Genomic DNA, 21,772 nt, shown 5'->3' on the forward strand with positions numbered 1-21,772 from the left:
TGAAGCTCATGGAGCTTCCACCGACCAGACCACCTCATCGCCACTCCGGTAACGGACCAGCGAGAAGTCGCTCGACTGGTAGATCTGCGAGCGAACGGCTCCGGCGGGCACGCCGATACGCTGCTCGGGCAGCGACACCTTCGCCGAATTGCTCCCAGCGGGAAGCACGAAGTAGGTGCCACCGGCGTTGCCGATGATCAACTGCACGTTCCCCGTCAGGTCATTGACCTGCAGGTACATGACGCCGTCGCGCTGGAATCCATACAGCAACCACGCCGGATCCTGACTCAGGTTGACAGCCAGCGGCGCGGACTGTCCCAGCCCGGCAGTCGCCAGCGGCTTTCCGTGAAAATCCGACGGGCCTCCAGCATAAGCGGGCGCTACGGCAAGCAACATGATTCCACTAGCTGCACCAGAACGTAGGAATCGCACAATGACCTCCAGGTCGAAGTTGATGTCGGGAACCTCAGCGCGATACTAACCCCTTCGCGGCAGGCGTATGGCACCTGACGGAAACTTGCACCCTATTTCCCTAAAGTTTCTTCCGCAACCGCCGCTATCCATCCCGAGCGCCCCTCCCTCACGTGAGCCTCCGCACCATGCCCGTCCTCCCGCAGGTCGTTGTCGATGGCGACCTGGCCGACCCCCTTCCGCAGCGGATCCTGCTGGTGGAGAACTCACGCGCGTTCACTGGAATGCTGCGCGAAGCCATTGAACAGCGTCTGGAACTGCCGGTGGTGGTGGCCTCCACCCTGGCCGAGGCGGGCCGACTGCTGAGCGACGAAGGCGGCTGGTTCCTGGTCCTGACCGGGCTGGTGCTGGCCGACGGTGACCGCGATGCGGTCGTCGAGTTCTTCCTCAAGCGTGACCTGCCCACCGTGGTGGTCAGCAGCGTGTATGACGAAGACCTGCGCAAACGCGTGCTGCAGCAGCAGATCATCGATTACGTGCTGAAGAACACGCCCGGCAGCGTCGACTACCTGGTGTGGCTGGTGCAGCGGCTCGAACGCAACCGTCGCATCGCCGCGCTGGTGGTGGATGATTCACCGTCGGCCCGCGGCTACGCCGCCGCACTGCTGCGCATGTACGGCCATGAAGTGTTCGAGGCCGCCGATGGCGCCGAAGGCCTTGCGGCCATCGAGGCACACCCGGCGATCCGCCTGGCGGTGGTCGACCAGGAAATGCCGGGCATGCAGGGCGTGGAATTCACCCGCCGCCTGCGTACCCTGCGTTCGCGCGACAAGGTGGCGGTGATCGGCATCTCCGGCAACACCGACGCGTCGCTGATCCCGCGCTTCCTGAAGAACGGCGCCAACGATTTCCTGCGGAAACCTTTTTCGCGCGAGGAGTTCTTCTGCCGCGTTTCGCAGAACGTCGACCAGCTGGAGCTGATCGGCACCCTGCAGGACCTGGCCACCCGCGATTTCCTCACCGGCCTGCCCAACCGCCGCTGCTTCCTGGAACAGAGCCAGCGCCAGCTGCCGCAGCTGCAGCTGCATGGCCAGTGCGTGGCGGTGGCGATGATCGATATCGACCACTTCAAGCACATCAACGACACCCATGGCCACGAGGCCGGCGACGATGCGCTGCGCGCAGTGGCACGTGCGGTGGGCGACCACGCACGCAGCCAGGACCTGATCGCACGCTTCGGCGGCGAAGAGTTCTGCCTGCTGGTGCCGGAGATGGAGCAGGATGAAGCCATCGTCTACTTCGAGGAGCTGCGCCAACGCATCGCCGCGCTGGAAGTGGACATCGGCACCGCCACCCTGCGCATGACCGTCAGCATCGGCCTGTGCTGCCTGCGCCCGCAGCGCGATGCGCTGCACCGGCTGATCTCCGAAGCCGACCGCCAGCTCTACCTGGCCAAGGCCGCCGGCCGCAACCGGGTCAGCTGCACCACCGTGGCCAGCCCGCTGCGCCCACGCGAAGCGGCGATGGCCGGCGCGCTTTGATCCAGATCAACGCCGCCTGAGTGCGGCCGCCCTACAGTCGGCCCCGACATGAAAATGAAGGGGAGCCGGGGATGGCACTACTGGTATGGCAGGACGATCTGAACATCGGCATCGATGTGATCGATCAGCAACATCGGCGCATCGTGGAGATGCTCAACCATCTGCACGTGGCGCAGGCCGGGCTGCAGACGGCAGTGGTGGCCGAGGTGATCGACGAAGTGGTGGACTACACCATGTCCCACTTCGCGTTCGAGGAAGAGCTGATGGAGGAAGCGGGCTACCCGTTCTGTGCCGCGCACAAGCGCGTGCATGAAATCTTCATCAAGCGCGTGGCCGAGTACCGGCTGCGCTTCAAGGCGGGCGAGGACATCACCGACGAGCTGCGCACGATGCTCTCGCGCTGGCTGTTCAACCATATCCGCGGCGATGACCAGGCCTACGCCGAGCAGGTCAAGGCGCACCTGAACCAGTTCGCACGCGAGCACCAGAGCGGCGGCTGGCTGGGCCGCACGCTCAAGCGTGTCTTTGGTTGAGCTGGGCGCGCCGCTGCAGCGCCAGCAGTGCGCACAACGTGGCCACCGCGGTCAGGCACAGGTAGTAGCCGACCGCGACCAGGCCGAAGCGTTCGGCCAGCCACGTGGCCAGGTAAGGCGCCGGTGCCGCGCCCAGGATGCCGGCCAGATTGAACGACAGTGAGGCGCCGGTGTAGCGCACTTCCACCGGGTAGATCTCGGCCAGGAAGGTGCCGCACGGGCCGTAGGTCAGGCCCATCAGGAACAGGCCCAGGCACAGGAAGGTGAACACCAGCCACGGGCTGTGCGCCTGGAACAGCGGCGCGAACAGCACGCCGAAGCCGAGGATCAGCAGGCTGGCGAACACCATCGTGCGGCGCGTGCCCCAGCGGTCGCCGTAGCGCGCCGACAGCGGGATGCCCGCCGCGAAGAACAGCATCGCGCCCATCTGCATCAGCAGGAACTGCTCGCGGCTGTAGCCCAGCACTGCCGTACCGTGGCCCAGGCTGAACACCGTCATCAGGTAGAACAGCACGAAGGTGGCGAACGCACCCAGCGTGCCCAGCAGCATGGGCAGCCAGTGGTCACGCAGCACCGTCCACATCGGCAACCGCACCGGTGCCTTGCGCTCCAGCGCCTGCTGGAAATCGGGGGTCTCGTGGATGTTCAGGCGCACCCACAGGCCCAGGCCGACCAGCAGTGCGCTGGCCACGAACGGAATGCGCCAGCCCCACTGCAGGAAATCCTGCTGGCCCAGGCAGCGGCCCAGCAGCAGGAAGATGCCGGCCGACAGCAGGAACCCCAACGGCGCGCCCAGCTGCGGGAACATGCCGTACCAGGCGCGCTTGCCTGGCGGCGCGTTCTCGGTGGCCAGCAGCACCGCCCCACCCCATTCCCCGCCCAGGCCCAGCCCCTGGCCGAAGCGGCACAGCGCCAGCAGTGCCGGCGCCCACAGCCCGATCTGCGCGTGCGTGGGCAGCAGGCCGATGGCCACGGTGGACAGGCCCATGGTCAGCAGCGCCGCCACCAGCGTGGCCTTGCGGCCGATGCGGTCACCGAAGTGGCCGAATACCGCCGAGCCCACCGGGCGCGCAATGAAGGCCACCGCGAACGTCGCCAGCGATTGCAGCAGGGCCGCCTTGTCGCTGCTTTCCGGAAAGAACAGGTGCGGGAACACCAGCACCGCCGCGGTGGCGTAGATGTAGAAATCGAAGAACTCGATGGTGGTGCCGATGAGGCTGGCCAGCAGGACACGGCTGGGGGAATTCACGGGCGGCGCGGCAGCGGTGATCGAGGACATCGGCAAGGCGTGGAAGGTGGATCGACCGATTCTGCCACGCACGGGCGGCCGGACGGGACGATGGTTACAGGCGACACCGATGCCAACGAAATTTTTCCGTGCAGTGGTTACGCTGCGCCACCGGTCCCTGCATGGATGCTTGCCGATGGCCCCTGTGGTTGCGTTGCGCTGGTCCGACTCACCGCAGCTGCCGCGCACGGTGGCCTGCCTGTTCGTGGTGCTGCTGCATGCCCTGCTGGGCGCGTGGCTGTGGCAGGGCAGCCATCCCGGCACGGCGCCCGGCGATGATGAACGGATCAGCCTGCGTTGGCTGCCGGCGTTGCTGCAGCCGCCTTCGCCGCGCGACGTGCCCGTGGCGACGCCCACGGCACCGACGCCTGCCCGCCCCGCGCGGCGGCTCGCGCCTGTACCGCTGCCGCCGGCAGATGTGGAAAGCGACAGCACGCCGACACAGGCACCTCTCCTGCTGGGGCTGCCGGCCGGCAGCATCGATGGCGGTGATGGCATCACGGCGGCGGGCGTTGCGCCACGCCTGACCGGCCGCCGCGAGGTGCACCCGGCCTTTGCTCCGCGACGGAACTACTTCCGCATCCGCAGGACGATGACGCCCGAACAGATCGTGCACGGCGTGGCACAGCTGCTGGGCCTGTGGCCGCCGGGGTACATCGTCGACCCGTGCCAGCTGGGGAAGCAGGACATGGACTATTTCCAGGGTGCGGTGGAGGAGATGGACCGGCAGGCGCTGCGTGATGCGGTGCTCGTGGTGAGCGCGCGGTGCCCGTAGAGTCGAGCTTGCCCGAGTGCCTTTCGGGCAGCGCAGCCAAGCGTGAGCAGCCGAGCATCGCTCGGTTCCAACAAGCCGGTAGCGCCGGGCCATGCCCGGCGGCGCGACGCTACAACTGGATCCAGGTCGCCTTGATCTCGCTGTACTTGTCGAACGCGTGCAGCGATTTGTCGCGACCATTGCCCGACTGCTTGTAGCCACCAAACGGCGCGGTCATGTCACCGCCATCCCAGCCGTTCACCCACACGCTGCCCGCGCGCAACTGCCGCGATACGCGATGCGCGCGCCCCAGGTCCCGCGTCCACAGGCCGGCCGCCAGCCCGTATCGGCTGTCGTTGGCCAACCGCACCGCCTCGGCTTCGCTGTCAAACCCAAGCACCGCCAGCACCGGTCCGAACACTTCTTCGCGGGCCAGCGCCTGCTCCGGCCGCACCTGGTCGAACACGGTGGGCTGCACATAGCAGCCGCCGGCTTCCACCTCGGCGCGCTGCCCGCCCAGCAGCAGGCGTGCGCCGTCGCCTTCGGCGCGGGCAATATCGGCCAGCACCTTGTCCATGTGCGCAGCATCGACCAGCGCCCCCATCGGCGCATCGGCCTCCAGCGGATGCCGCGGTTGCATGCGCCGGCCATAGGCCACCACCTGGTGTACGAAATCGTCACGGATCGAACGCTCCACCAGCAACCGCGAACCGGCCGTGCAGACCTCGCCCTGGTTGAAGAAGATGCCCTGCGCCACGCCCTTGGCTGCCGCATCCAGATCCGGCGCATCGGCAAACACCAGGTGCGGGCTCTTGCCGCCGCACTCGAGCCAGACCCGCTTCAGGTTGGAACGGCCGGCGTACTGCAGCAGCTTGGCGCCGGTGGCGGTGGAGCCGGTGAAGGCCAGCACGTCCACATCCATGTGCAGCGCCAGCGGTTCGCCCACGTACATGCCCTGCCCGGGCAGCACGTTGAGCACGCCGTCGGGCAACCCGGCTTCGGCGGCCAGTGCGGCCAGCCGCAGTGCGCTCAGCGGTGAGCGCTCCGACGGCTTGAGCACCACCGAATTGCCCATCGCCAGCGCCGGCGCGATTTTCCAGCAGGCCATCAGCAGCGGGAAATTCCACGGCACGATGGCCGCCACCACGCCAGCCGGCTCGCGACTGACCAGGCCCAGTTCGTGCGGGCCGGTCGGTGCGATATCGCCATACAGCTTGTCCACTGCCTCGGCGGTCCAGCGCAGGCAACGCACCACGCCGGGCAGGTCGACGCGCCGCGCATCGCGCACCGGCTTGCCCATGTCCAGGGTTTCCAGCAGGGCCAGTTCATCGGCATGGTGTTCCACCAGCGCGGCCAGGGCCAGCAGCACGCGCTTGCGCTGCGCCGGGCTGGCCTGCGACCAGTGGCCGGCATCGAAGGCACGCCGCGCCCCTGCCACCGCGCGCTCCACGTCCTGCGCATCGCAGTCGGCCACCTGGCCGAGCACGCGGCCATCAATGGGACTGATGCAGTCGAAACGGGCGCCGCTGGCCGCGTCCACGTAGCGGCCATCGATGAAGGCCTGCGTGGGAATGGCCAGCTGGCCAGCCAGCACCTGCCAGTGGGTGCGGTCGGGGAAGTCAGCCATGTCCGGCTCCAGGCAGCGATTGCCCCGTTTATACCGCCGCGGCCGTGATGCGGCCGTCCTCCTGCGGCGCTGTCACCGCGATGACGCGGCTGCGCTACAGTCGCTGCATCGGAACCGACGGAGGCGGCATGAAGAACCCCGCGATCGACCCGCATGCGCTGGCCACCCAGCGTCCCGACTCACTGGACGCGTACTGGATGCCGTTCACCGCCAACCGCCAGTACAAAGGCGCCCCCCGCATGCTGGTGCGCGCCGAGGGCATGCACTACGAGGACATCGACGGCCGCAGCATCCTCGACGGCGCCGCCGGCCTGTGGTGCTGCAACGCCGGCCACGCGCGCCCGCGCATCGTCCAGGCCATCGCCGAACAGGCGGCCACCCTGGATTATTCACCCGCCTTCCAGATGGGCTCCCCCCCGGCTTTTGCCCTGGCCCAGCGGCTGGCCGCGCTGGCCCCGGCCGGGCTCAACCATGTGTTCTTCACCAGCTCCGGCTCGGAGGCGGTGGATACCGCGATGAAGATCGTGCTGGCCCACCATCGCCTGCGTGGCGAGGGCCAGCGCACCCGCTTCATCAGCCGCGAGAAGGCCTACCACGGGGTGGGCTTCGGCGGCATGGCGCTGGGCGGGTTGCCCAACAACCGCAGGCAGTTCGGCCTGCAGCTGGGCGGCGTGGACTTCCTGCGCCATACCCTGGACCTGGAGCGCAACGCGTTCAGCAAGGGCCTGCCGCGCCACGGCGCCGAGCTGGCCGACGACCTCGAGCGGCTGATCGCCCTGCACGATGCGTCGACCATTGCCGCCGTGTTCGTCGAGCCCGTGGCCGGCTCGGCCGGGGTGATCCTGCCCGCTCCCGGCTACCTGCAGCGGCTGCGCGAGATCTGCGACCAGCACGGCATCCTGCTGGTGTTCGACGAGGTCATCACCGGCTTCGGCCGGGTGGGCATGCCCTTCGCCGCACAGCGCTTCGGGGTCACCCCGGACCTGCTGACCTTCGCCAAGGGTGTCAGCAACGGCGCCGTGCCGCTGGGCGGGGTACTGGTCGGCGATGCGGTGCATGCCAGCTTCATGCAGGGACCGGCCCAGGCCATCGAGCTGTTCCATGGCTATACCTATTCCGGCCACCCGCTGGCCTGCGCGGCGGCCCTGGCCACCCTGGACATCCACGCCGAGGAACGCCTGTTCGAGCGCGCCATCGAGCTGGGCGAGTACTGGCAGGAGCGCCTGCATGCCCTGCAGGGGCTTCCCAACGTGGTGGACATCCGCAATTTCGGCCTGGTGGGTGCGGTCGAGCTGGCACCGCGCAGGGATGCCGCCGGTGCCCGTGGCTACGAGGTCTACCGGCGCTGCTTCCACGATGGGCGGCTGCTGGTGCGCTGCACCGGTGACATCATTGCCCTGTCGCCGCCGCTGATCGTGGACAAGGCACAGATCGACCAGATCACCGGCACCCTGGGCGAGATGATCCGGGCCACCGCCTGAGGCCGGGCCGGCGGCGGCGAGCGGGTACAATGGTCGGTTCCGCTCCTGACTGTTGCCGTGCCCATGGACATCGTCGTCAAAGAAGAACTGAAGGCCTACATCGACCCGCTGACCGCGGACGAACACGACGCGCTGGAGCGCAGCATCCTGGCCGAGGGCTGCCGCGACGCGCTGGTGCTGTGGGGTGATGTGCTGGTGGACGGCCACAACCGCTTCGGCATCTGCCAGAAGCACGGCCTGCCCTTCAACACCGTGCAGAACACCCGCTTCCAGAGCATGGAAGACGTGCACCTGTGGATGATCGAGCAGCACCTGGGCCGCCGCAGCGTCTCCGACTTCCAGCGCGGCGTCCTGGCCCTGCGCAAGCGCGACATCCTGTCTGCGCGCAAGCAGGTGGAACAGGCGCAGCTGCAGCGTGAGAGCGACGGTACCGCCGATCCGGCCGACGACGCGGGCGAAGACAGCCCGCCGTGGGAACCGGCACCGAAGGTCAGCCGCGCCGAGTTGGCCCGCGAGGCCAAGCTGAGCACCAGCCAGGTGGGCATGATCGAGCGTATCCACGCCCAGGCCGCAGCCGAGGTGGTGGAAGCGGTGAAGGCGGGCGTGATCTCGATCAGCGCGGCTGCGGCCGTGGCCGACCTGCCGGAAGAAGAGCAGCGTGCGGCTGCCGCCGGTGGCAAGGATGAGCTGAAGCAGGCCGCCAAGCGCGTGCGCGATTCCAAGCGCAAGCCGCGCGCACCGAAGCCTGAAGCGGCCGAGATGGACTTCGAGGAGCCGAGCGAGGACGAGGTCGCCAGCCGTGATGCTGAGGTGCTGTCCGCGCTGGAGCAGCTGGGCGAGGATGCACCGGCCCTGCGTCGCCGCGTGGTGGCCCTGACCCGCGAGAACGACACCCTGCGCGCGCAGCTGGCCGCGCTGCGCAGGCAGCTCGAAACCCAGTAACCGCGCCGCCGGGCATGGCCCGGCGCTACCGATGGGAAGACGCGCCGCTGTAGAGCCGAGCCCACGCTCGGCTGCCGTGCACCGCAGCAGAAGCAGCCGAGCGTGGGCTCGGCTCTACAGATCAGCGTCACCGTGCGGCAGGTAGACTCTCCCCATGACGTCTGCCATCGATCCGCGCCGCGCGCAGCTGCGCCGCCTGAAAGCCATCGCCCTCGGCCTGCTGGTGTTGATGCTGGCCGGGTTTGCGGTCAGCCATTGGCAGGGCGAGCGCGGTGGCTGGGCCTGGGTATCGGCCTTCTGCGAGGCCGCTGCGGTCGGCGCGCTGGCCGACTGGTTCGCGGTGGTCGCGCTGTTCCGGCGGCCGATGGGCCTGCCCGTTCCGCATACGGCGATCATCCCGCGCAGCAAGGAACGCATCGGCGACAGCCTGGCCGTGTTCGTGCGTGACCAGTTCCTCGAGCCCGGCGTGCTGCTGGCCAAGCTGCAGGTGTTCGATCCGGCCAGCCGCCTCGGCAGCTGGCTGGCCGATCCGGCGCGTTCGCGGATGCTGGCCGACATGGCCCGCGGCTGGGCGCTGCAGGCCCTGGATTTCTTCGACGAAGGCGCCGTACGCCGGCAGCTGCACAGCTTCGTGGTGCACCAGTTGCGGCAGTGGAACGCCGCGTCCACCGCCGGCGAGCTGCTGGCGCTGCTGACCGCCGATGGCCGCCACCAGCGCGTGCTGGACGAAGGCCTGCAGCGGCTCGGCCGCTGGCTCGAGCAGCCGGAAGTGAAGGAGCGCGCCTCGCAGTTGATCGTGCGCTACATCCAGCGCGAGTGGCCGACGCTGTCGAGCACGGTGAACTGGGTCAAGCCGATCGACGAGATCGGTGACAGCCTGGCCGCGCGGCTGGCGCGGGCAGTGCTGGAAGAACTGCAGCAGGTGCTGGCCGAACCGCAGCATCCGTTGCGGCAGGATTACGAGACCTGGCTGGGCAACTACGTGCAGCGCCTGCGCGAAGACCCGGCGCTGGCCGAGCGCATCGAGCAGCTGAAGCAGGAAATGATCGACCACCCTGCCCTGCAGGAGTACGTGCAGGGGCTGTGGGCGCGCATCCATGCCAGCCTGCGCACTGACCTGCAGCGCGAGGATTCGGCGCTGGTCGGCCACCTGCAGCGCAGCCTGGCGTCGCTGGGTGCGACGCTGCAGGCCGATCCGGCACTGCGCGATGCCCTCAACCAGCACCTGCTGGAGGGCGCGCAACGACTGACCGAGCGCCTGCGCGAGGGCGTGACCACGCATATCGCGCAGACGGTGAAGGGCTGGGACGAGCGGCACCTGGTGGAGCAGCTGGAACTGAGCGTGGGGCGTGACCTGCAGTTCATCCGGTTCAACGGCACGCTGGTGGGTGGATTGATCGGGCTGCTGCTGCATGCGGCGACGGTGGTGTTCAGGTTCTGATGATTGCTTGGCAGGGCTGCGCCCTGCACCCGCAGAGGCAACGTCAACGTCAACGTCAAAAGCCTGCATCCCGAGGGTTGGCGGGGCGGTGTGGGTGGCCAGGACACGCCGTAAACCCGTCCATGGGGGCTCGATGGCGCCATCCATGGCGCCAACGGTCCTGCCCACCCACACCGCCCCGCCTCTGACAGTTTCCCGCGAGCTGTTGGAACCTGCTGCTGATGGTGGGTGCCGACCGTTGGTCGGCACGGGGTCGGATGGTTGGTGGGTGCCGACCGTTGGTCGGCACGGGGCGGATCCCGTTGTTGCGCGACCGGGGTCACACTCCTTATGCTCCCGCGCCATGCGGGCCAGGGTGGCCCGTGGGGGGATCCATGCGAAGGATATGGGTGTTGCTGCCACTGCTGGCGGCGGCCGCTGATGCGTGCGCGCAGCGTGTGTACAAGTGCAACGACGGTGGCCGTACCGTCTACCAGACCGTGCCGTGCCCGAATGGGCAGGACACGGGCGTGACGCGGCCGATCGTGCGTGATCCCAAGCTGAGCTGGCAGGAATCGGAACGGGTGGACCGCGAGCTGCGCGATGCGCGTCGCCAGCTGCAGGCCAACGCCGGCCGCAGTGCGCCGCAGGGTACTGGCGCCGTGATCGAGGCCGCCAGCAACGCCGAGGCCTGCGACAAGGCCCGCACGCGCAGAGAAATGGCCGAGTGGTTCGGCACGCGCACGCCGCAACGGCAACTCAACGACGAGGTCGCCCGCGCCTGCGCATCACGCTGAAGGCCGGGGCACCTGCCCCGGACAGGCCGTGCTTGATTAACGAAATGCGAATGCCTATCATTTACTGATCGGTTGTACGCTCAGCCACCTGGCGCCCCCACCGCGCTTCCGCCCGTGTACATCCCCGGCTCCTCGTGCGCCGACGGCCCTGGCCGTCAGCGCGTGGCGATGGGAGATGCCTCGGGTCGCGCGATTCCGCGCAGGCGCCCGCACGCATGGATTCCATCGCTGATGTTTTTCTCCTGCATGGAATCGCACTGTATGGCCCGACCGAACATTCCCGTCGTTTCACCCTTGGCGCTGGCCCTGGCCACGCTGTTGTGTGCCCCGCTGGCCCACGCCGATGCACCGTCCGCTGCCGATGCGCGCACGCTGGACACGGTGAAGGTGACCGCCGACGGCGAGATCCAGAACGGCTACACAGTGAAGAACACCCGCAGCGCGACCAAGCTGGACCTGTCGCTGCGCGAGACGCCGCAGTCGGTCACCGTCATCACCCGCCAGCGGCTGGATGACATGGGCCTGTTCTCGCTGTCCGACGTGATGGGCCAGGTGACCGGCGTGCATGTGGCAGTCACCGACAGCGAGCGCATCAACTATGTGTCGCGCGGCTACAACATCACCAATTTCCAGATCGACGGCATGCTCAACACCTTCGGTGGGTCGATCAAGACCAACACCGACAACGTGATCTACGAGCGCATCGAAGTGATCCGCGGTGCCACCGGCCTGACCACCGGTGCCGGCGATCCCTCGGGCACCATCAGCATGGTGCGCAAGCGCCCGACCGACACCTTCCAGATGGGCGCCAACCTGACCCTGGGCCGCTGGGGCAACCAGCGCCTGGAAGCCGACCTGGGCGGCCCGATCGCGTGGGACGGCCGCATCCGCGCGCGCGTGGTCGCCGCCAAGCAGCAGAGCGATTCGTTCCGCGATGTCTACAAGCTCGACAAGGATGTGTTCTACGGCATCGTCCAGGCCGACCTGACCGACAGCACGCTGTTCGAAGTGGGCTATGAGTATCAGTCGCCGCACACCACCGGCGTGACCTGGGGCGTAGTGCCGTACTGGGGCCCGGATGGGACGCCGGCCAACCTGCCGCGCTCGACCAACCTGTCTGCGTCCTGGAGCAGCTGGCCGATCGTGGAAAAGACCACCTTCGCGCGGTTGGAACAGCAGCTGGGCAGCCACTGGTCGGTGAAGGCCGCGATCAGCCGTGCCAAGCGCAACACCGATGGCGCGGTCTGGTATGGCGCGCAGGGCTACCCGCGTGCCGATGGCACCGGCGTGCTCGCCTATATCGGCAATTTCGTGGAAGACAGCACGATGGATGTGGTGGACGTCAACGCCACCGGCAGCTTCGACCTGTTCGGCCACACCCAGGAAGTGGTGTTCGGCGCAGGCCAGTCAGTGCGCAAGGGCGAGTATCCCGCGGCCTCCATCGACCCGTACCCCGCCAGTTACGCCCAGGTTCCCGACTGGCGCCACTGGACCGGCGATGTCGCGCCGCTGTCGGTGACCCGCCCGGGCTACCTCGGTTCGCAGGATGAGCTGCGCCAGCAGGCGGCCTACGTGGCCACCCGCCTGCGCCTGGCCGATCCGCTGCTGGTCGTGGCCGGCGTGCGCTACGGCAACTGGGAAACCAAGACCTGGCGCTACAGCTACGACAGCAGCGGCAACCGCACGGGCACCACGCGCACCGGCTACAAGCCCAAGGACCAGACCACGCCGTACGCCGGCGTGGTGTACGACTTCAACCGCGTGCTCAGCGCGTATGCCAGCTACACCGACATCTTTGCGCCGCAGAACTATCGCGACAGGAACGGCAGCTACCTGGAGCCGGTGGTCGGCAAGATGTACGAAGGCGGCCTGAAGGCCGAGTTCTTCGGCGGCCTGCTGAACGCCTCGGCGGCGATCTTCGAAGGCGAGAAGGACAACGTGGCCGAGGTCGATGATTCGGTGCCGCCGAATTCGCTTCCGGACGGCACCCAGGCCTACCGCTCCACCGGCAAGGGCAACAAGGTGCACGGCTGGGAAGTGGAAGCACAGGGCAGCCTGGGTGAAAGCTGGAACCTGTCGACCGGCTTTGCCCATGCCGTCAGCCGCAGCCAGGCCGGTGTGCTGCAGAACACCCCTACCCCGCAGGACACCTTCCGCCTCAACGCCAGCTGGCGCCCCGGCGGCATTGATGGCCGCTTCTGGCTGGGCGGCGGTGCCACCTGGCAGAGCCGCATCTGGCGCACCAGCACCAAGGCCGATGGCAGCAGGGCCGACATCACCCAGGACGCGTTCTACCTGCTGAACCTGGCCGGCGGCTACCGCTTCAACGAGAACTTCAGCGCCCAGCTCAACATCAGCAACCTGCTGGACAAGAAGTATTACAACAACGTCGGTTTCTACAACGGCGTGTACTGGGGCGAACCGCGCAACGTCAGCGTGACGCTGCGCTGGAAGCTCTGATGCCCTGATGGATGGCGCCGGTTCTGCGACCGGTGCCCGGCCACGGACGGCCACCCCCGGCGCACTTCGGTGCGCCGGCCTTTCTTCCTACGAACCTGCAGGACCGCCGTGGACCGCTCGCCCGAACTTGCCAGCTCCCGCCTCAGCACCTTCTTTGCCAGCGAACGCTGGGGAGTGCTGTCCCGTTCCCTGGCCGCGATCTTCGGTGGCTACGCGCTGGCCTCGATGACCAGCGTGTTCTGTGCCGTGGCCCTGCCCGCCGCGCGTGGCCAGGCTGTGCTGACCGGCATGCTGCTGGCCATCGTGGTGGCCGCCTGCGCTGCACTGTGGGCCTTCGCCACCCGCAGTGCGCTGCGCGCCTGGGTCGGCATCGTCGGCCCCACCCTGCTGCTGGCCGCCGCATCGCGCCTGCTGGGGGCCTGGGCATGAAGAACGGATTCCGCCAATCGATGGCCTGGCTGCACACCTGGACCGGCCTGCTGGTCGGCTGGCTGCTGCTGCTGATCTTCATGGCCGGCACCGCCAGCTACTACCGCGAAGAGATCAGCCGCTGGATGCGCCCGGAGCTGCCCAACGCCAAGGTCAGCACGGACGTTGCCGCGCAGCGCGCGATCGACTTCCTGCAGGACAAGGCCGGCAATGCCGAGATGTGGTACGTGACGCTGCCGCAGCCGCGCAACCCGGCCATGAGCACGTTCTGGCGCGTACCGGCCGACCAGGCCGACCCCTCCAAGGGCCGTCGCGGTGCGTTCGGCGATGCCACCCTGGACCCCAACACCGGTGGCGAACTGAAGGCGCGCGACACCCGTGGCGGTGACTTCTTCTACCGCCTGCATTTCGACCTGCACTACATCCCGGTGTACTGGGCGCGCTACCTGGTGGGCTTCTGCGCGATGTTCATGCTGGTGGCGATCATCACCGGCGTCATCACCCACAAGAAAATCTTCAAGGACTTCTTCACCTTCCGCAAGGACAAGGGCCTGCGGTCGTGGCTGGATTTCCACAACGTCAGCGCGGTGATGGCCCTGCCCTACCACGCGATGATCACCTACACCGGCATCGTCACCCTGATGATCATGTACCTGCCGTGGGGGGTGAAGGTGGCCTACCCGCAGGACGAGGACAAGTTCTTCGCCGAGGCCTTCGGTGGCATGCCCGAAGTGAGCGCACCTGCCGAGGGCCGCGCGGCACCGCTGCCGATCGCGCAGCTGCTGGACAGCGCGCGCGCGCATTGGAAGGGCGTGGAGGTGGCCGGCTTCACCGTGACCAACCCGGGCGCCGCCAACGCGGTCATCGACATCCGCCAGCGCGACGGCAAGCGCCTGTCCACCGATACCCCGGCGCTGCGCTATGACATGGCCAGTGGCGCCCTGCTGGAAGAGAGCCCGCCCTCCGGCGGCGCCACCGCGACCCGCGGCGTGATGTACGGCCTGCACCTGGCCCGCTTCGCCGACTGGGGCCTGCGCGCGTTGTTCTTCCTGTCCGGCCTGACCGGCTGCCTGATGGTGGCCAGCGGCGTGGTGCTGTGGGCGGTGAAGGAACGACCCAAGCATGCCAAGAGCGGGCGCATCGGCTTCGGCCTGCGCCTGGTGGATGCGCTCAACATCGGTGCCGTAGCCGGCCTGCCGATCGCGTTTGCCGCGTACTTCTGGGGCAACCGCCTGCTGCCGCTGGAGATGGCCGAGCGCTCCAACGCCGAGGCCAACGTGTTCTTCTACGCCTGGGGCGCGGCCCTGCTGGCCGCCTTCCTCTGGCCCAAGCGGATGATGTGGGCGTGGCAGTTGTATATCGGCGCGGCCGCGTTCGCGCTGGTGCCGGTGGTCAATGCCCTGACCACCCACGCGCACCTGGGCGTGACGCTGGTCAAGGGTGACTGGGTGCTGGCCGGCTTTGACCTGTCGATGCTGGCCTTCGGCGCGATGCTGGCGATGTGCGGCTGGCGCATGCAGCGCTGGACGCCGCCGCTGAGCGCGGCCGAGAAGAAGAAGCGCGCGGCAGCCGCTGCTGCAGCAGCCAAGGCACCGGCTGCGCCTGTGGCAACCGAGGCGGAGGCCAGCGCATGATGCTGCTGGCCCTGGCACTGTCCTTCTCCGCGTTCACCGCGCTGTCGCTGGCGATGGAAAAGCACCAGCAGGACCTGCACGGCAAGGCGGCGGCCACGCCGGCACGGCGCACGCAGTGGCGCGTGCTGGGCTGGGCATTGCTGACGGTTGCGTTCGCGCTCTGCGTAGTCGACCACGGCTGGGCGATGGGCCCGGTGCTGTGGCTGGGTGCGCTGACCCTGGCCGGGGTGCCGCTGGCGTTCGGCCTGTACCCGTACCGCCCGGCGTGGATCGCACCGCTGGCGGTTGTGCTGCCGGTAGCCGGGCTGGTCGTGGCGTTGCTGTAGCCGCCATCCACGCATGGCGTGGATCTACCATGGGCATGGCCCGGCGCTACCGGCCTACAATTCCCTGCATGGAATCAACTTCGCTGCTGCAACGGATCGCTGGAATCCGCTTCTTTTCCCGCCTGGGCGAGACACTGCCCGCGACTGCGGGGGTTGCGTCCGTTGGGTCATTGGCCGAAGCGCTGCAGGCCATGGAGGCTGACGACTTCGAGTGGATGCCCAGCGTGCTGGGCGACCCGGATCCGTTCCATGGCGCATTGCCGCGCCCCGCCGAGCTGGCCGAACCTCGCCGCGAACTCAACCGCACCCTGATGCGCGTGCTGTCTGCCGTTGATCTGCCGGCCCTGCGCTGCGGTGCACATGACCTGCATCTGGTCGCGCGTGATACGGCAATGTTCGCCGCGCGGCAGCGGTTGCTGGAAGTACACCTTGGCCTGCCGGCGCACTGGGAACCGGTGATCGCGCTGTACGAACAGGGGCATTGGCCGTTGGCCCATGCCCCGGGTCGGTTGCTGGTGTTGTAGGGCCATCCACGCATGGCGTGGATCTACCAGCGCCGCGCACGCCGGGCATGGCCCGGCGCTACCGGTCAGCCCAGCCGCTTCAACTCCCACGCGCGGTGGATGCGGGCGTTGCGCTCGAAGTCCGGGCCGATGGTGCGTGCGGTGATCTCGCGGCACTGGGCGAACCCGGCGATGGCGTTCTCTTCCAGCTTGAAGCGGCGGAAGTTGTTGGAGAAGTACAGCACGCCGCCCGGCGCCAGGCGCGCCACGGCGGCACGCAGCAGCTTCAGCTGCTCGCGCTGCACGTCGAAGTCGTCGGCGCGGGCCGAATTCGAGAACGTCGGCGGATCGCAGAAGATCACGTCGTATTGGCCGCGGTCGCCTTCCAGCCACGCCATCGCATCGGCCTGCACCAGCAGATGCTGGTTGCCGCCCTGCCCATTCAACGCCAGGTTGTCGTAGCACCACTGCAGGTAGGTGGCCGACAGATCGACGCTGGTGGTGCTGGCCGCGCCGGCCACCGCCGCCTGCACGCTGCCCACGCCGGTGTAGCAGAACAGGTTGAGGAAGCGCTTGCCACGCACCTGCTCGGCCATCATCCGACGCAGCGGGCGGTGGTCGAGGAACAGACCGGTGTCGAGGTAATCGAACAGGTTCACCTGCAGCAGCGCGTTGTTCTCGCGCACCACGATGAACTCGTCGCGCTGTTCGAAGCGGCCGTACTTGCTGCCGCCCTTGCCGCGCTCGCGCGACTTCATCGAGACCTGCTCCGGCGGCACGCCGAACACTTCACGCGCCGCGGCCAGCAGCTCGTTGCGGCGGCGGCGCACATCGTTCTCCGGAATCGCCGCCGGTGCGGCGTACTCCTGCACGTGCAGGAAGGTGCGACGCTGGCCACCGTCTTCTTCATAGACGTCGATGGCCGCCGCATATTCCGGCAGGTCGGCATCGTAGGCACGGAAGCAGGTAATGTCCTCGCGCGCGCGCCAGCTCTTGAACTTCTTCAGGTTCTTGCGCAGGCGGTTGGCCACCATCTGCGCGCCTTCGCTCAGCTCGCGCGGCTGCGCCGGGTCGCGGCCCGGCACGGCGATCGGGTCGCAGACGATCAGCGCGCATTCCAGCGCGCCGTTGAACATCTGGTACTTCTTGCCCGCGCGCAGGCCGGTGGCGAAGGCCAGTTCATCGTTGCCGCACAGCAGGCTGGCGCGCCACTGCGGCACCGCCTTCTGCAGGGCATTGCCCAGCGCGCGGTACAGCGCCGGATCGGCGGCCAGGCGCTCGTCGTACGGCGGGTTGCAGACCACCGCACCGATCTCCTGTTCCGGCGCGGCCAGGTCGGCCACGTCGGCGCGGGTGAAGCGGATGGCGTGGGCCACGCCGGCCACTTCGGCATTCTCGCGGGCGGCCTGGATCGCGGTCGGGTCGATGTCGCTGCCGTGGATGACCGGCTTCAGCGCGGCCAGGCCAGCGGCCTCGCGATCACGTGCTTCGCTCTGGATCGCCTTCCAGGCGGCCTTGTCGAAGCCCAGCCAGCGGCTCGGCGGCAGGCTGCCGTGGCGCATCAGGCCCGGGGCGACGTCGGCGGCCATCAGCGCACCTTCGATCAGCAGCGTGCCGCTGCCGCACATCGGGTCCAGCAGGCCACCACCGGCGGCGTGCAGGCGCGGCCACTGCGCGCGCATCAGCAGCGCGGCGGCCAGGTTTTCCTTCAGCGGCGCCTCGTGGGCGGCACCGCGCCAGCCACGGCGGTGCAGCGGGCCACCGCCAAGGTCGATCGACAGCGAGGCACGGCCCTTGCGCAGCGACAGGTTCACGCGCACGTCGGGCAGGTCGGTGTTGACCGAGGGGCGTTCAAGGCCCTCGTCACGCATGCGGTCGACGATGGCGTCCTTGATCCGCTGCGCCGCGAAGCGGGCATGGGTGATCTTGTCGCCGGACACGTGCGCATCCACCGCCAGGGTCATTTCCGGCTTGATGTGCTCGTGCCACGGCAGGGCACGCACGCCGTCGTACAGGGCCTGCTCGTCCGGGCACTCGAATTCGTCGATCGGCCACAGCACGCGGCTGGCCAGGCGCGACCACATCACGATCCGCAGTGCCTGCTCCAGCTCGCCGTCGGCATTGACGCCGGCGATGGTAGCGGTGGCCTTGCCAAGGCCCAGGGCCGACAGTTCATCGGCAAGCAGGTATTCCAGGCCCTTGGCGCAGGAGACGAAGAATTTCACGGGATCGGTTCGCAGGTGGTCGGGCGCGGCATGGGGGCCGGGCCAGTCGGAAAGGAGGGCCGTAGTCACGGCCGGCAGGCCCGCGCCGGGGGCGGCGGGGCTGCCATTGTAGTCAAAGCGGGCGGGCGCGCCGTGCGCCCGGGCTTCACAGCTGGCGCAGCAGGCGCTCGAAGGCCTGCGCGGAGGCCTCCACATGGCGTTCCAGGCGGTGGCCGTCGTCCACCAGCAGCAGCTGTGCCGAGCGCGCCTGCGCCCAGGCGATGACCCCGGCGGCAGGCACCACCTCGTCATGCCAGGCCTGGACCACGGTGGTCGGCACGGCGGCGGCGTCCAGCGCCGGCATCGGGCCCATGGTGGTGGGCGGCACCATCAGGAACAGGCCGGCCACCGGCACCTGCAGCGAGGCGATGCCGGAGATGTAGGCCCCCAGGCTGGACCCGGCGAGCACCACCGGCCCCTGCGCGGCGGCAGCGGCAGCGCGCTCGACCAGCCGCTGCAGGCGGGTGCGCACGTCGCCGACGCGGCTGATCTCGCTCATCGCGTCCAGGTCGGTGTAGTCGGGGCGCTCATGGGTCCAGCCCAGGCGCTGCGCGACTTCGGCCAGTGCGGTGACCTTGGTGGCCTCCGGGCCGCTCTCGAAGCCGTGGGACAGGATGCAGTGGCCGCGGCTCATGCATGCGCTCCCAGGGAGCGGTTCAACGTCGATCGGGAAGGCAGGTTCATCCTGCAATGCTAGCATCGCCGGATGCCCACCCCGCTCCTGCCCGGCCTGCAGCTGCAGCCCCTGCCCTACCACGACCGCCTGCCCCTGCGTGACGCCGACAGCCTGCGGATGGTGGTGATCCACTGCACCGAGCTGCCCGACCTGGCCATGGCCCGCGAATACGGCGAGCGCGTGCTGTACGACAGCGGCGCCGGCAACAGCGGCCACTTCTACATCGACCGCGACGGCAGCGTGGTGCAGTACGTGGCACCGGAGCGCATCGCCCACCACGTGCGCGGCATGAACGCCGATACGGTGGGCATCGAGCTGGTCAACACCGGCCGCTACCCGCACTGGTTCGACAGCCGCCACCAGGCGATGGACGAGCCGTACACGGAGCCGCAGCTGCTGGCGCTGGAGGCGCTGCTGCTGGCGCTGGTGGCGCGCTACCCCTCGCTGCAGCGGATTGCCGGGCACGACCAGCTGGACCTGGAACAGGTGCCGGCCAGTGATGATGCGGCGCTGACGGTGGCGCGCAAGCGGGATCCGGGGCCGTTGTTCCCGTGGGCGCGGGTGCTGGCGAAGGTGCCGTTGCAACCGGTGGGGTGAGGGTTTGCAGGGCTGCGCCCTGCACCTGCCTAGGCCAAGGCAAGATCAAAAGCCTGCTTTCCGTGGGATGGCGGGGTGGGTCCAAATTTGGCTGTTGGTGGGTGCCGACTGATGGTGGCTGCTGATGGTGGGTGCCGACCGTTGGTCGGCACGGCATCGGACCCTCATCCACGCGTGGCGTGGATCTACTGGCATCCATCTGTCGGAACGGCGCTCTGCTCTGGTGGGTGCCGACCGTTGGTCGGCACGGGGTCGATTCAATCGGAGCTTTCAGGCGCCGGTCGCCACCGGGCGGGTGCTGTCGCTGACCCATCCGCTCCAGGAATCGGCATAGATGCGGGCACCGCTCAGGCCGGCGCTTTCCATGGCCAGCAGCAGGTGGCAGGCGGTCACGCCCGAGCCGCACATCAGCACGACACGCTGCGGGTCCTGATTGCCGATCACGCCCTGCAGTTCTGCACGCAGTTCCCGCGGGTCGCGCAGGTGGCCGTCGAGGACGTTCAGGGCGAACGGGCGGTTGACCGCGCCGGGAACGTGGCCGGCCACCGGGTCCAGCGGCTCCACTTCGCCACGGAACCGCTCGCCGGCGCGGGCGTCGACCAGCCAGCCGGGGGCGTGCTTGAGGCGCGCGGCGATCTCGTCGGCCGAGGCCACCTGGGTGGTGTCGAAACGGCCCGGATACGGCGGCTGCGCAGACACCTCGCTGTGGCCGGTGGCCAGTGCATGGCCGGCGGCCTGCCAGGCAGCGATGCCGCCGTCGAGCACGGCCACGCGGGTGTGGCCGATCAGGCGCAGCAGCCACCACAGGCGTGCTGCGGCCATGCTGCCGTCGCTGCCGTCGTAGACCACCACCTGCGTCTCCTGGCCGATGCCCCACTGGCCCACGCGCGCGGCAAACGCGTCACTGTCGGGCAGTGGATGGCGGCCATGGCCGCTGCGGCGCAGGTCGGAAAGATCCTGGTTGAGATCGGCATGTACCGCGCCCGGGATATGCCCGGCTGCGTACTGCCCTGCCCCGGCCTGCGGATCGGCCAGGGCCGCGCGGGCATCCACCACGCGCACGGCCGTGCTGGCGGTGGCGCGCGCATCAACCACGCGCACGCCTTCACCCAGGGCGGCGGCCAGCGTGGCGACATCGACCAGGGTGGTCCACGGCGGATTGATCGGCTTCATTGCACTTGCTCCAGGCGGCGACGCAGGTTGTAGAGGATGGCCGCGGTGGCGCCCCAGATGCGCTGGCCAGGCCAGCCGTACTCCAGGACATGGCGCACGCGGCCGCGATGGTTGATTTCGACCTGGCGCAGGTTGTCAGCGGCCATCAGGTAATCCAGCGGCACCTCGAACACTTCGGCCACTTCACTGGGCTGCGGCACCGGCACGAAATCCGGATCGACCACCGCCACCACCGGGGTCACCCGGTAGCCGGTGATGGTGACGAAAGGATCGAGGTAGCCCAGCGCCTGCACCTGGCCCGGTGCCAGTGCGATTTCTTCCTGGCTCTCGCGCAGTGCGGCGGCGAGTGCGTCGCGGTCGTCGGGTTCGGTGCGGCCGCCGGGAAAGCCGACCTGGCCACCGTGGGTGCGCAGGGTTTCGGTGCGGCGGGTGAGGATGACCTGGGCACCACCGGCACGCGGCACGATACCGGCCAGCACGGCGGCTTCCACCGGCGGGCCGGGTGGCAGCAGGTCACTCAGTTCGCTGCGGTTCCAGCCATCGCCCTTCGGCGGTTCGGCCAGCGGATGCAGCGCGCGCAGCAGGCGCTCATGGTCGGCCAGTGAGCCACGCAGCGATTGCTGCAGTTGTTCGCGCAGGGGTTGCACGCGGTGCAGGATGCGGCTGCGTTCGCGATCGCTCATCGACGACCACCCTGCGATTTCATCGATATGCCGCCCGCACCCGGCGCACAGCCGGTTGTGATCCAGCTTGCACACGCCAATGCAGGGGCTTGCAACAACACGCGCCGGTTCTTCCGAAGTTTGCACCCTGCAACAGTAGCGCGAATGGCTTCGGTTGGGGACGATCGCGACACGCGGATGGGCGGTAGAGTCGACTGTCAGTCGACGATCGCGCGCAGCGCGGCAAGAGCAGT

At 68.6% G+C, this 21,772-nt stretch carries 20 protein-coding genes; 13 read left to right on the forward strand and 7 right to left on the reverse strand.

All coding sequences use genetic code 11. The features are described from left to right. Positions 1-6: 6 nt before the first annotated feature. Complete coding sequence (locus tag AC3WL7_RS01165; RefSeq protein ID WP_254051549.1) at positions 7-396, reverse strand: hypothetical protein; 390 nt, start codon at positions 394-396, stop codon at positions 7-9. A 203-nt stretch (positions 397-599) separates the two neighbouring features. Here AC3WL7_RS01165 and AC3WL7_RS01170 point away from each other — a divergent pair, with 203 nt between their 5' ends. Both AC3WL7_RS01170 and AC3WL7_RS01175 read left to right on the forward strand, forming a co-directional pair. Further along, positions 600-1,952: a diguanylate cyclase gene (locus tag AC3WL7_RS01170; RefSeq protein WP_108746323.1), complete on the forward strand. Its 1,353-nt coding sequence runs from the start codon at positions 600-602 to the stop codon at positions 1,950-1,952. Between the two features lie 71 nt (positions 1,953-2,023). Then, positions 2,024-2,485, forward strand: a complete 462-nt coding sequence (locus AC3WL7_RS01175; protein ID WP_079221317.1) for a bacteriohemerythrin — start codon at positions 2,024-2,026, stop codon at positions 2,483-2,485. On the opposite strand, the gene AC3WL7_RS01180 is transcribed toward AC3WL7_RS01175, so the two are convergent. After that, the gene (locus tag AC3WL7_RS01180) at positions 2,466-3,764 is read right to left on the reverse strand and encodes an MFS transporter (RefSeq protein WP_079221316.1); all 1,299 of its coding nucleotides are present in this window, start codon (positions 3,762-3,764) and stop codon (positions 2,466-2,468) included. The genes AC3WL7_RS01175 and AC3WL7_RS01180 overlap by 20 nt on opposite strands. A gap of 145 nt (positions 3,765-3,909) precedes the next feature. On the opposite strand from AC3WL7_RS01180, the gene AC3WL7_RS01185 reads away from it, so the two are divergent. Further along, complete coding sequence (locus AC3WL7_RS01185) at positions 3,910-4,548, forward strand: hypothetical protein (protein ID WP_492749050.1); 639 nt, start codon at positions 3,910-3,912, stop codon at positions 4,546-4,548. Positions 4,549-4,657: 109 nt separating this feature from the next. Here AC3WL7_RS01185 and AC3WL7_RS01190 read toward each other — a convergent pair whose 3' ends face one another. Beyond that, a complete protein-coding gene (locus AC3WL7_RS01190; protein ID WP_492749051.1) occupies positions 4,658-6,154 on the reverse strand; it encodes an aldehyde dehydrogenase in 1,497 nt (498 codons plus the stop codon). A gap of 128 nt (positions 6,155-6,282) precedes the next feature. On the opposite strand from AC3WL7_RS01190, the gene aptA reads away from it, so the two are divergent. The 9 genes from aptA (at position 6,283) to AC3WL7_RS01235 (ending at position 16,167) form a co-directional block, all read left to right on the forward strand. Then, positions 6,283-7,635, forward strand: a complete 1,353-nt coding sequence (aptA, locus tag AC3WL7_RS01195; protein WP_200731987.1) for an omega-aminotransferase AptA — start codon at positions 6,283-6,285, stop codon at positions 7,633-7,635. 63 nt (positions 7,636-7,698) lie between these two features. After that, positions 7,699-8,577, forward strand: a complete 879-nt coding sequence (locus AC3WL7_RS01200; RefSeq protein ID WP_079221312.1) for a plasmid replication/partition related protein — start codon at positions 7,699-7,701, stop codon at positions 8,575-8,577. A gap of 154 nt (positions 8,578-8,731) precedes the next feature. After that, on the forward strand, positions 8,732-10,018 hold the full coding sequence (locus tag AC3WL7_RS01205; protein ID WP_492749052.1) for a DUF445 domain-containing protein: 1,287 nt from the start codon (positions 8,732-8,734) through the stop codon (positions 10,016-10,018). Between the two features lie 392 nt (positions 10,019-10,410). Next, a complete protein-coding gene (locus AC3WL7_RS01210; protein WP_492749053.1) occupies positions 10,411-10,794 on the forward strand; it encodes a DUF4124 domain-containing protein in 384 nt (127 codons plus the stop codon). Positions 10,795-11,055: 261 nt separating this feature from the next. Further along, entirely contained in the window at positions 11,056-13,254 is a 2,199-nt protein-coding gene (locus tag AC3WL7_RS01215) for a TonB-dependent siderophore receptor (RefSeq protein WP_492749054.1), read from the forward strand. Positions 13,255-13,362: 108 nt separating this feature from the next. Further along, positions 13,363-13,683 carry a DUF3649 domain-containing protein gene (locus AC3WL7_RS01220; protein ID WP_108759651.1) on the forward strand — a complete coding sequence of 107 codons (321 nt, stop codon included), beginning with the start codon at positions 13,363-13,365 and terminating at the stop codon, positions 13,681-13,683. Further along, entirely contained in the window at positions 13,680-15,317 is a 1,638-nt protein-coding gene (locus AC3WL7_RS01225; protein WP_492749055.1) for a PepSY-associated TM helix domain-containing protein, read from the forward strand. Before AC3WL7_RS01220 ends, AC3WL7_RS01225 begins: the two co-directional genes overlap by 4 nt. Beyond that, on the forward strand, positions 15,314-15,643 hold the full coding sequence (locus AC3WL7_RS01230) for a DUF3325 domain-containing protein (protein ID WP_492749056.1): 330 nt from the start codon (positions 15,314-15,316) through the stop codon (positions 15,641-15,643). The genes AC3WL7_RS01225 and AC3WL7_RS01230 overlap by 4 nt, the downstream gene beginning before the upstream one ends. Positions 15,644-15,711: 68 nt before the next feature. Continuing rightward, the gene (locus AC3WL7_RS01235) at positions 15,712-16,167 is read left to right on the forward strand and encodes a hypothetical protein (RefSeq protein ID WP_492749057.1); all 456 of its coding nucleotides are present in this window, start codon (positions 15,712-15,714) and stop codon (positions 16,165-16,167) included. Between the two features lie 65 nt (positions 16,168-16,232). On the opposite strand, the gene rlmKL is transcribed toward AC3WL7_RS01235, so the two are convergent. Together rlmKL and AC3WL7_RS01245 are read right to left on the reverse strand one after the other, a co-directional pair. Beyond that, on the reverse strand, positions 16,233-18,371 hold the full coding sequence (rlmKL, locus tag AC3WL7_RS01240; protein ID WP_492749058.1) for a bifunctional 23S rRNA (guanine(2069)-N(7))-methyltransferase RlmK/23S rRNA (guanine(2445)-N(2))-methyltransferase RlmL: 2,139 nt from the start codon (positions 18,369-18,371) through the stop codon (positions 16,233-16,235). Positions 18,372-18,516: 145 nt separating this feature from the next. Continuing rightward, positions 18,517-19,044 (reverse strand): alpha/beta hydrolase, encoded by a 528-nt coding sequence (locus AC3WL7_RS01245; protein ID WP_079221303.1) that lies wholly within the window; start codon positions 19,042-19,044, stop codon positions 18,517-18,519. Between the two features lie 72 nt (positions 19,045-19,116). On the opposite strand from AC3WL7_RS01245, the gene AC3WL7_RS01250 reads away from it, so the two are divergent. After that, positions 19,117-19,683, forward strand: a complete 567-nt coding sequence (locus AC3WL7_RS01250) for an N-acetylmuramoyl-L-alanine amidase (protein WP_492749059.1) — start codon at positions 19,117-19,119, stop codon at positions 19,681-19,683. A 270-nt stretch (positions 19,684-19,953) separates the two neighbouring features. Here the strand turns inward: AC3WL7_RS01250 and AC3WL7_RS01255 are convergent, their stop codons facing one another. Continuing rightward, positions 19,954-20,856: a sulfurtransferase gene (locus tag AC3WL7_RS01255; protein WP_492749060.1), complete on the reverse strand. Its 903-nt coding sequence runs from the start codon at positions 20,854-20,856 to the stop codon at positions 19,954-19,956. Next, complete coding sequence (locus AC3WL7_RS01260; protein ID WP_492749061.1) at positions 20,853-21,665, reverse strand: CoA pyrophosphatase; 813 nt, start codon at positions 21,663-21,665, stop codon at positions 20,853-20,855. The genes AC3WL7_RS01255 and AC3WL7_RS01260 overlap by 4 nt, the downstream gene beginning before the upstream one ends. Positions 21,666-21,772: the final 107 nt, after the last annotated feature.

Source organism: Stenotrophomonas sp. FW305-3-2-15-E-LB1, assembly GCF_058787375.1.

Bases quoted from the DNA above. Each gene is read 5' to 3' on its own strand.
- AC3WL7_RS01165 (WP_254051549.1), bottom strand. From the start codon at position 396: ATGTTGCTTGCCGTAGCGCCCGCTTATGCTGGAGGCCCGTCGGATTTT.
- AC3WL7_RS01170 (WP_108746323.1), top strand. From the start codon at position 600: ATGCCCGTCCTCCCGCAGGTCGTTGTCGATGGCGACCTGGCCGACCCC.
- AC3WL7_RS01175 (WP_079221317.1), top strand. From the start codon at position 2,024: ATGGCACTACTGGTATGGCAGGACGATCTGAACATCGGCATCGATGTG.
- AC3WL7_RS01180 (WP_079221316.1), bottom strand. From the start codon at position 3,764: ATGTCCTCGATCACCGCTGCCGCGCCGCCCGTGAATTCCCCCAGCCGT.
- AC3WL7_RS01185 (WP_492749050.1), top strand. From the start codon at position 3,910: ATGGCCCCTGTGGTTGCGTTGCGCTGGTCCGACTCACCGCAGCTGCCG.
- AC3WL7_RS01190 (WP_492749051.1), bottom strand. From the start codon at position 6,154: ATGGCTGACTTCCCCGACCGCACCCACTGGCAGGTGCTGGCTGGCCAG.
- aptA (WP_200731987.1), top strand. From the start codon at position 6,283: ATGAAGAACCCCGCGATCGACCCGCATGCGCTGGCCACCCAGCGTCCC.
- AC3WL7_RS01200 (WP_079221312.1), top strand. From the start codon at position 7,699: ATGGACATCGTCGTCAAAGAAGAACTGAAGGCCTACATCGACCCGCTG.
- AC3WL7_RS01205 (WP_492749052.1), top strand. From the start codon at position 8,732: ATGACGTCTGCCATCGATCCGCGCCGCGCGCAGCTGCGCCGCCTGAAA.
- AC3WL7_RS01215 (WP_492749054.1), top strand. From the start codon at position 11,056: ATGGCCCGACCGAACATTCCCGTCGTTTCACCCTTGGCGCTGGCCCTG.
- AC3WL7_RS01225 (WP_492749055.1), top strand. From the start codon at position 13,680: ATGAAGAACGGATTCCGCCAATCGATGGCCTGGCTGCACACCTGGACC.
- AC3WL7_RS01230 (WP_492749056.1), top strand. From the start codon at position 15,314: ATGATGCTGCTGGCCCTGGCACTGTCCTTCTCCGCGTTCACCGCGCTG.
- AC3WL7_RS01235 (WP_492749057.1), top strand. From the start codon at position 15,712: ATGGAATCAACTTCGCTGCTGCAACGGATCGCTGGAATCCGCTTCTTT.
- AC3WL7_RS01245 (WP_079221303.1), bottom strand. From the start codon at position 19,044: ATGAGCCGCGGCCACTGCATCCTGTCCCACGGCTTCGAGAGCGGCCCG.
- AC3WL7_RS01250 (WP_492749059.1), top strand. From the start codon at position 19,117: ATGCCCACCCCGCTCCTGCCCGGCCTGCAGCTGCAGCCCCTGCCCTAC.
- AC3WL7_RS01255 (WP_492749060.1), bottom strand. From the start codon at position 20,856: ATGAAGCCGATCAATCCGCCGTGGACCACCCTGGTCGATGTCGCCACG.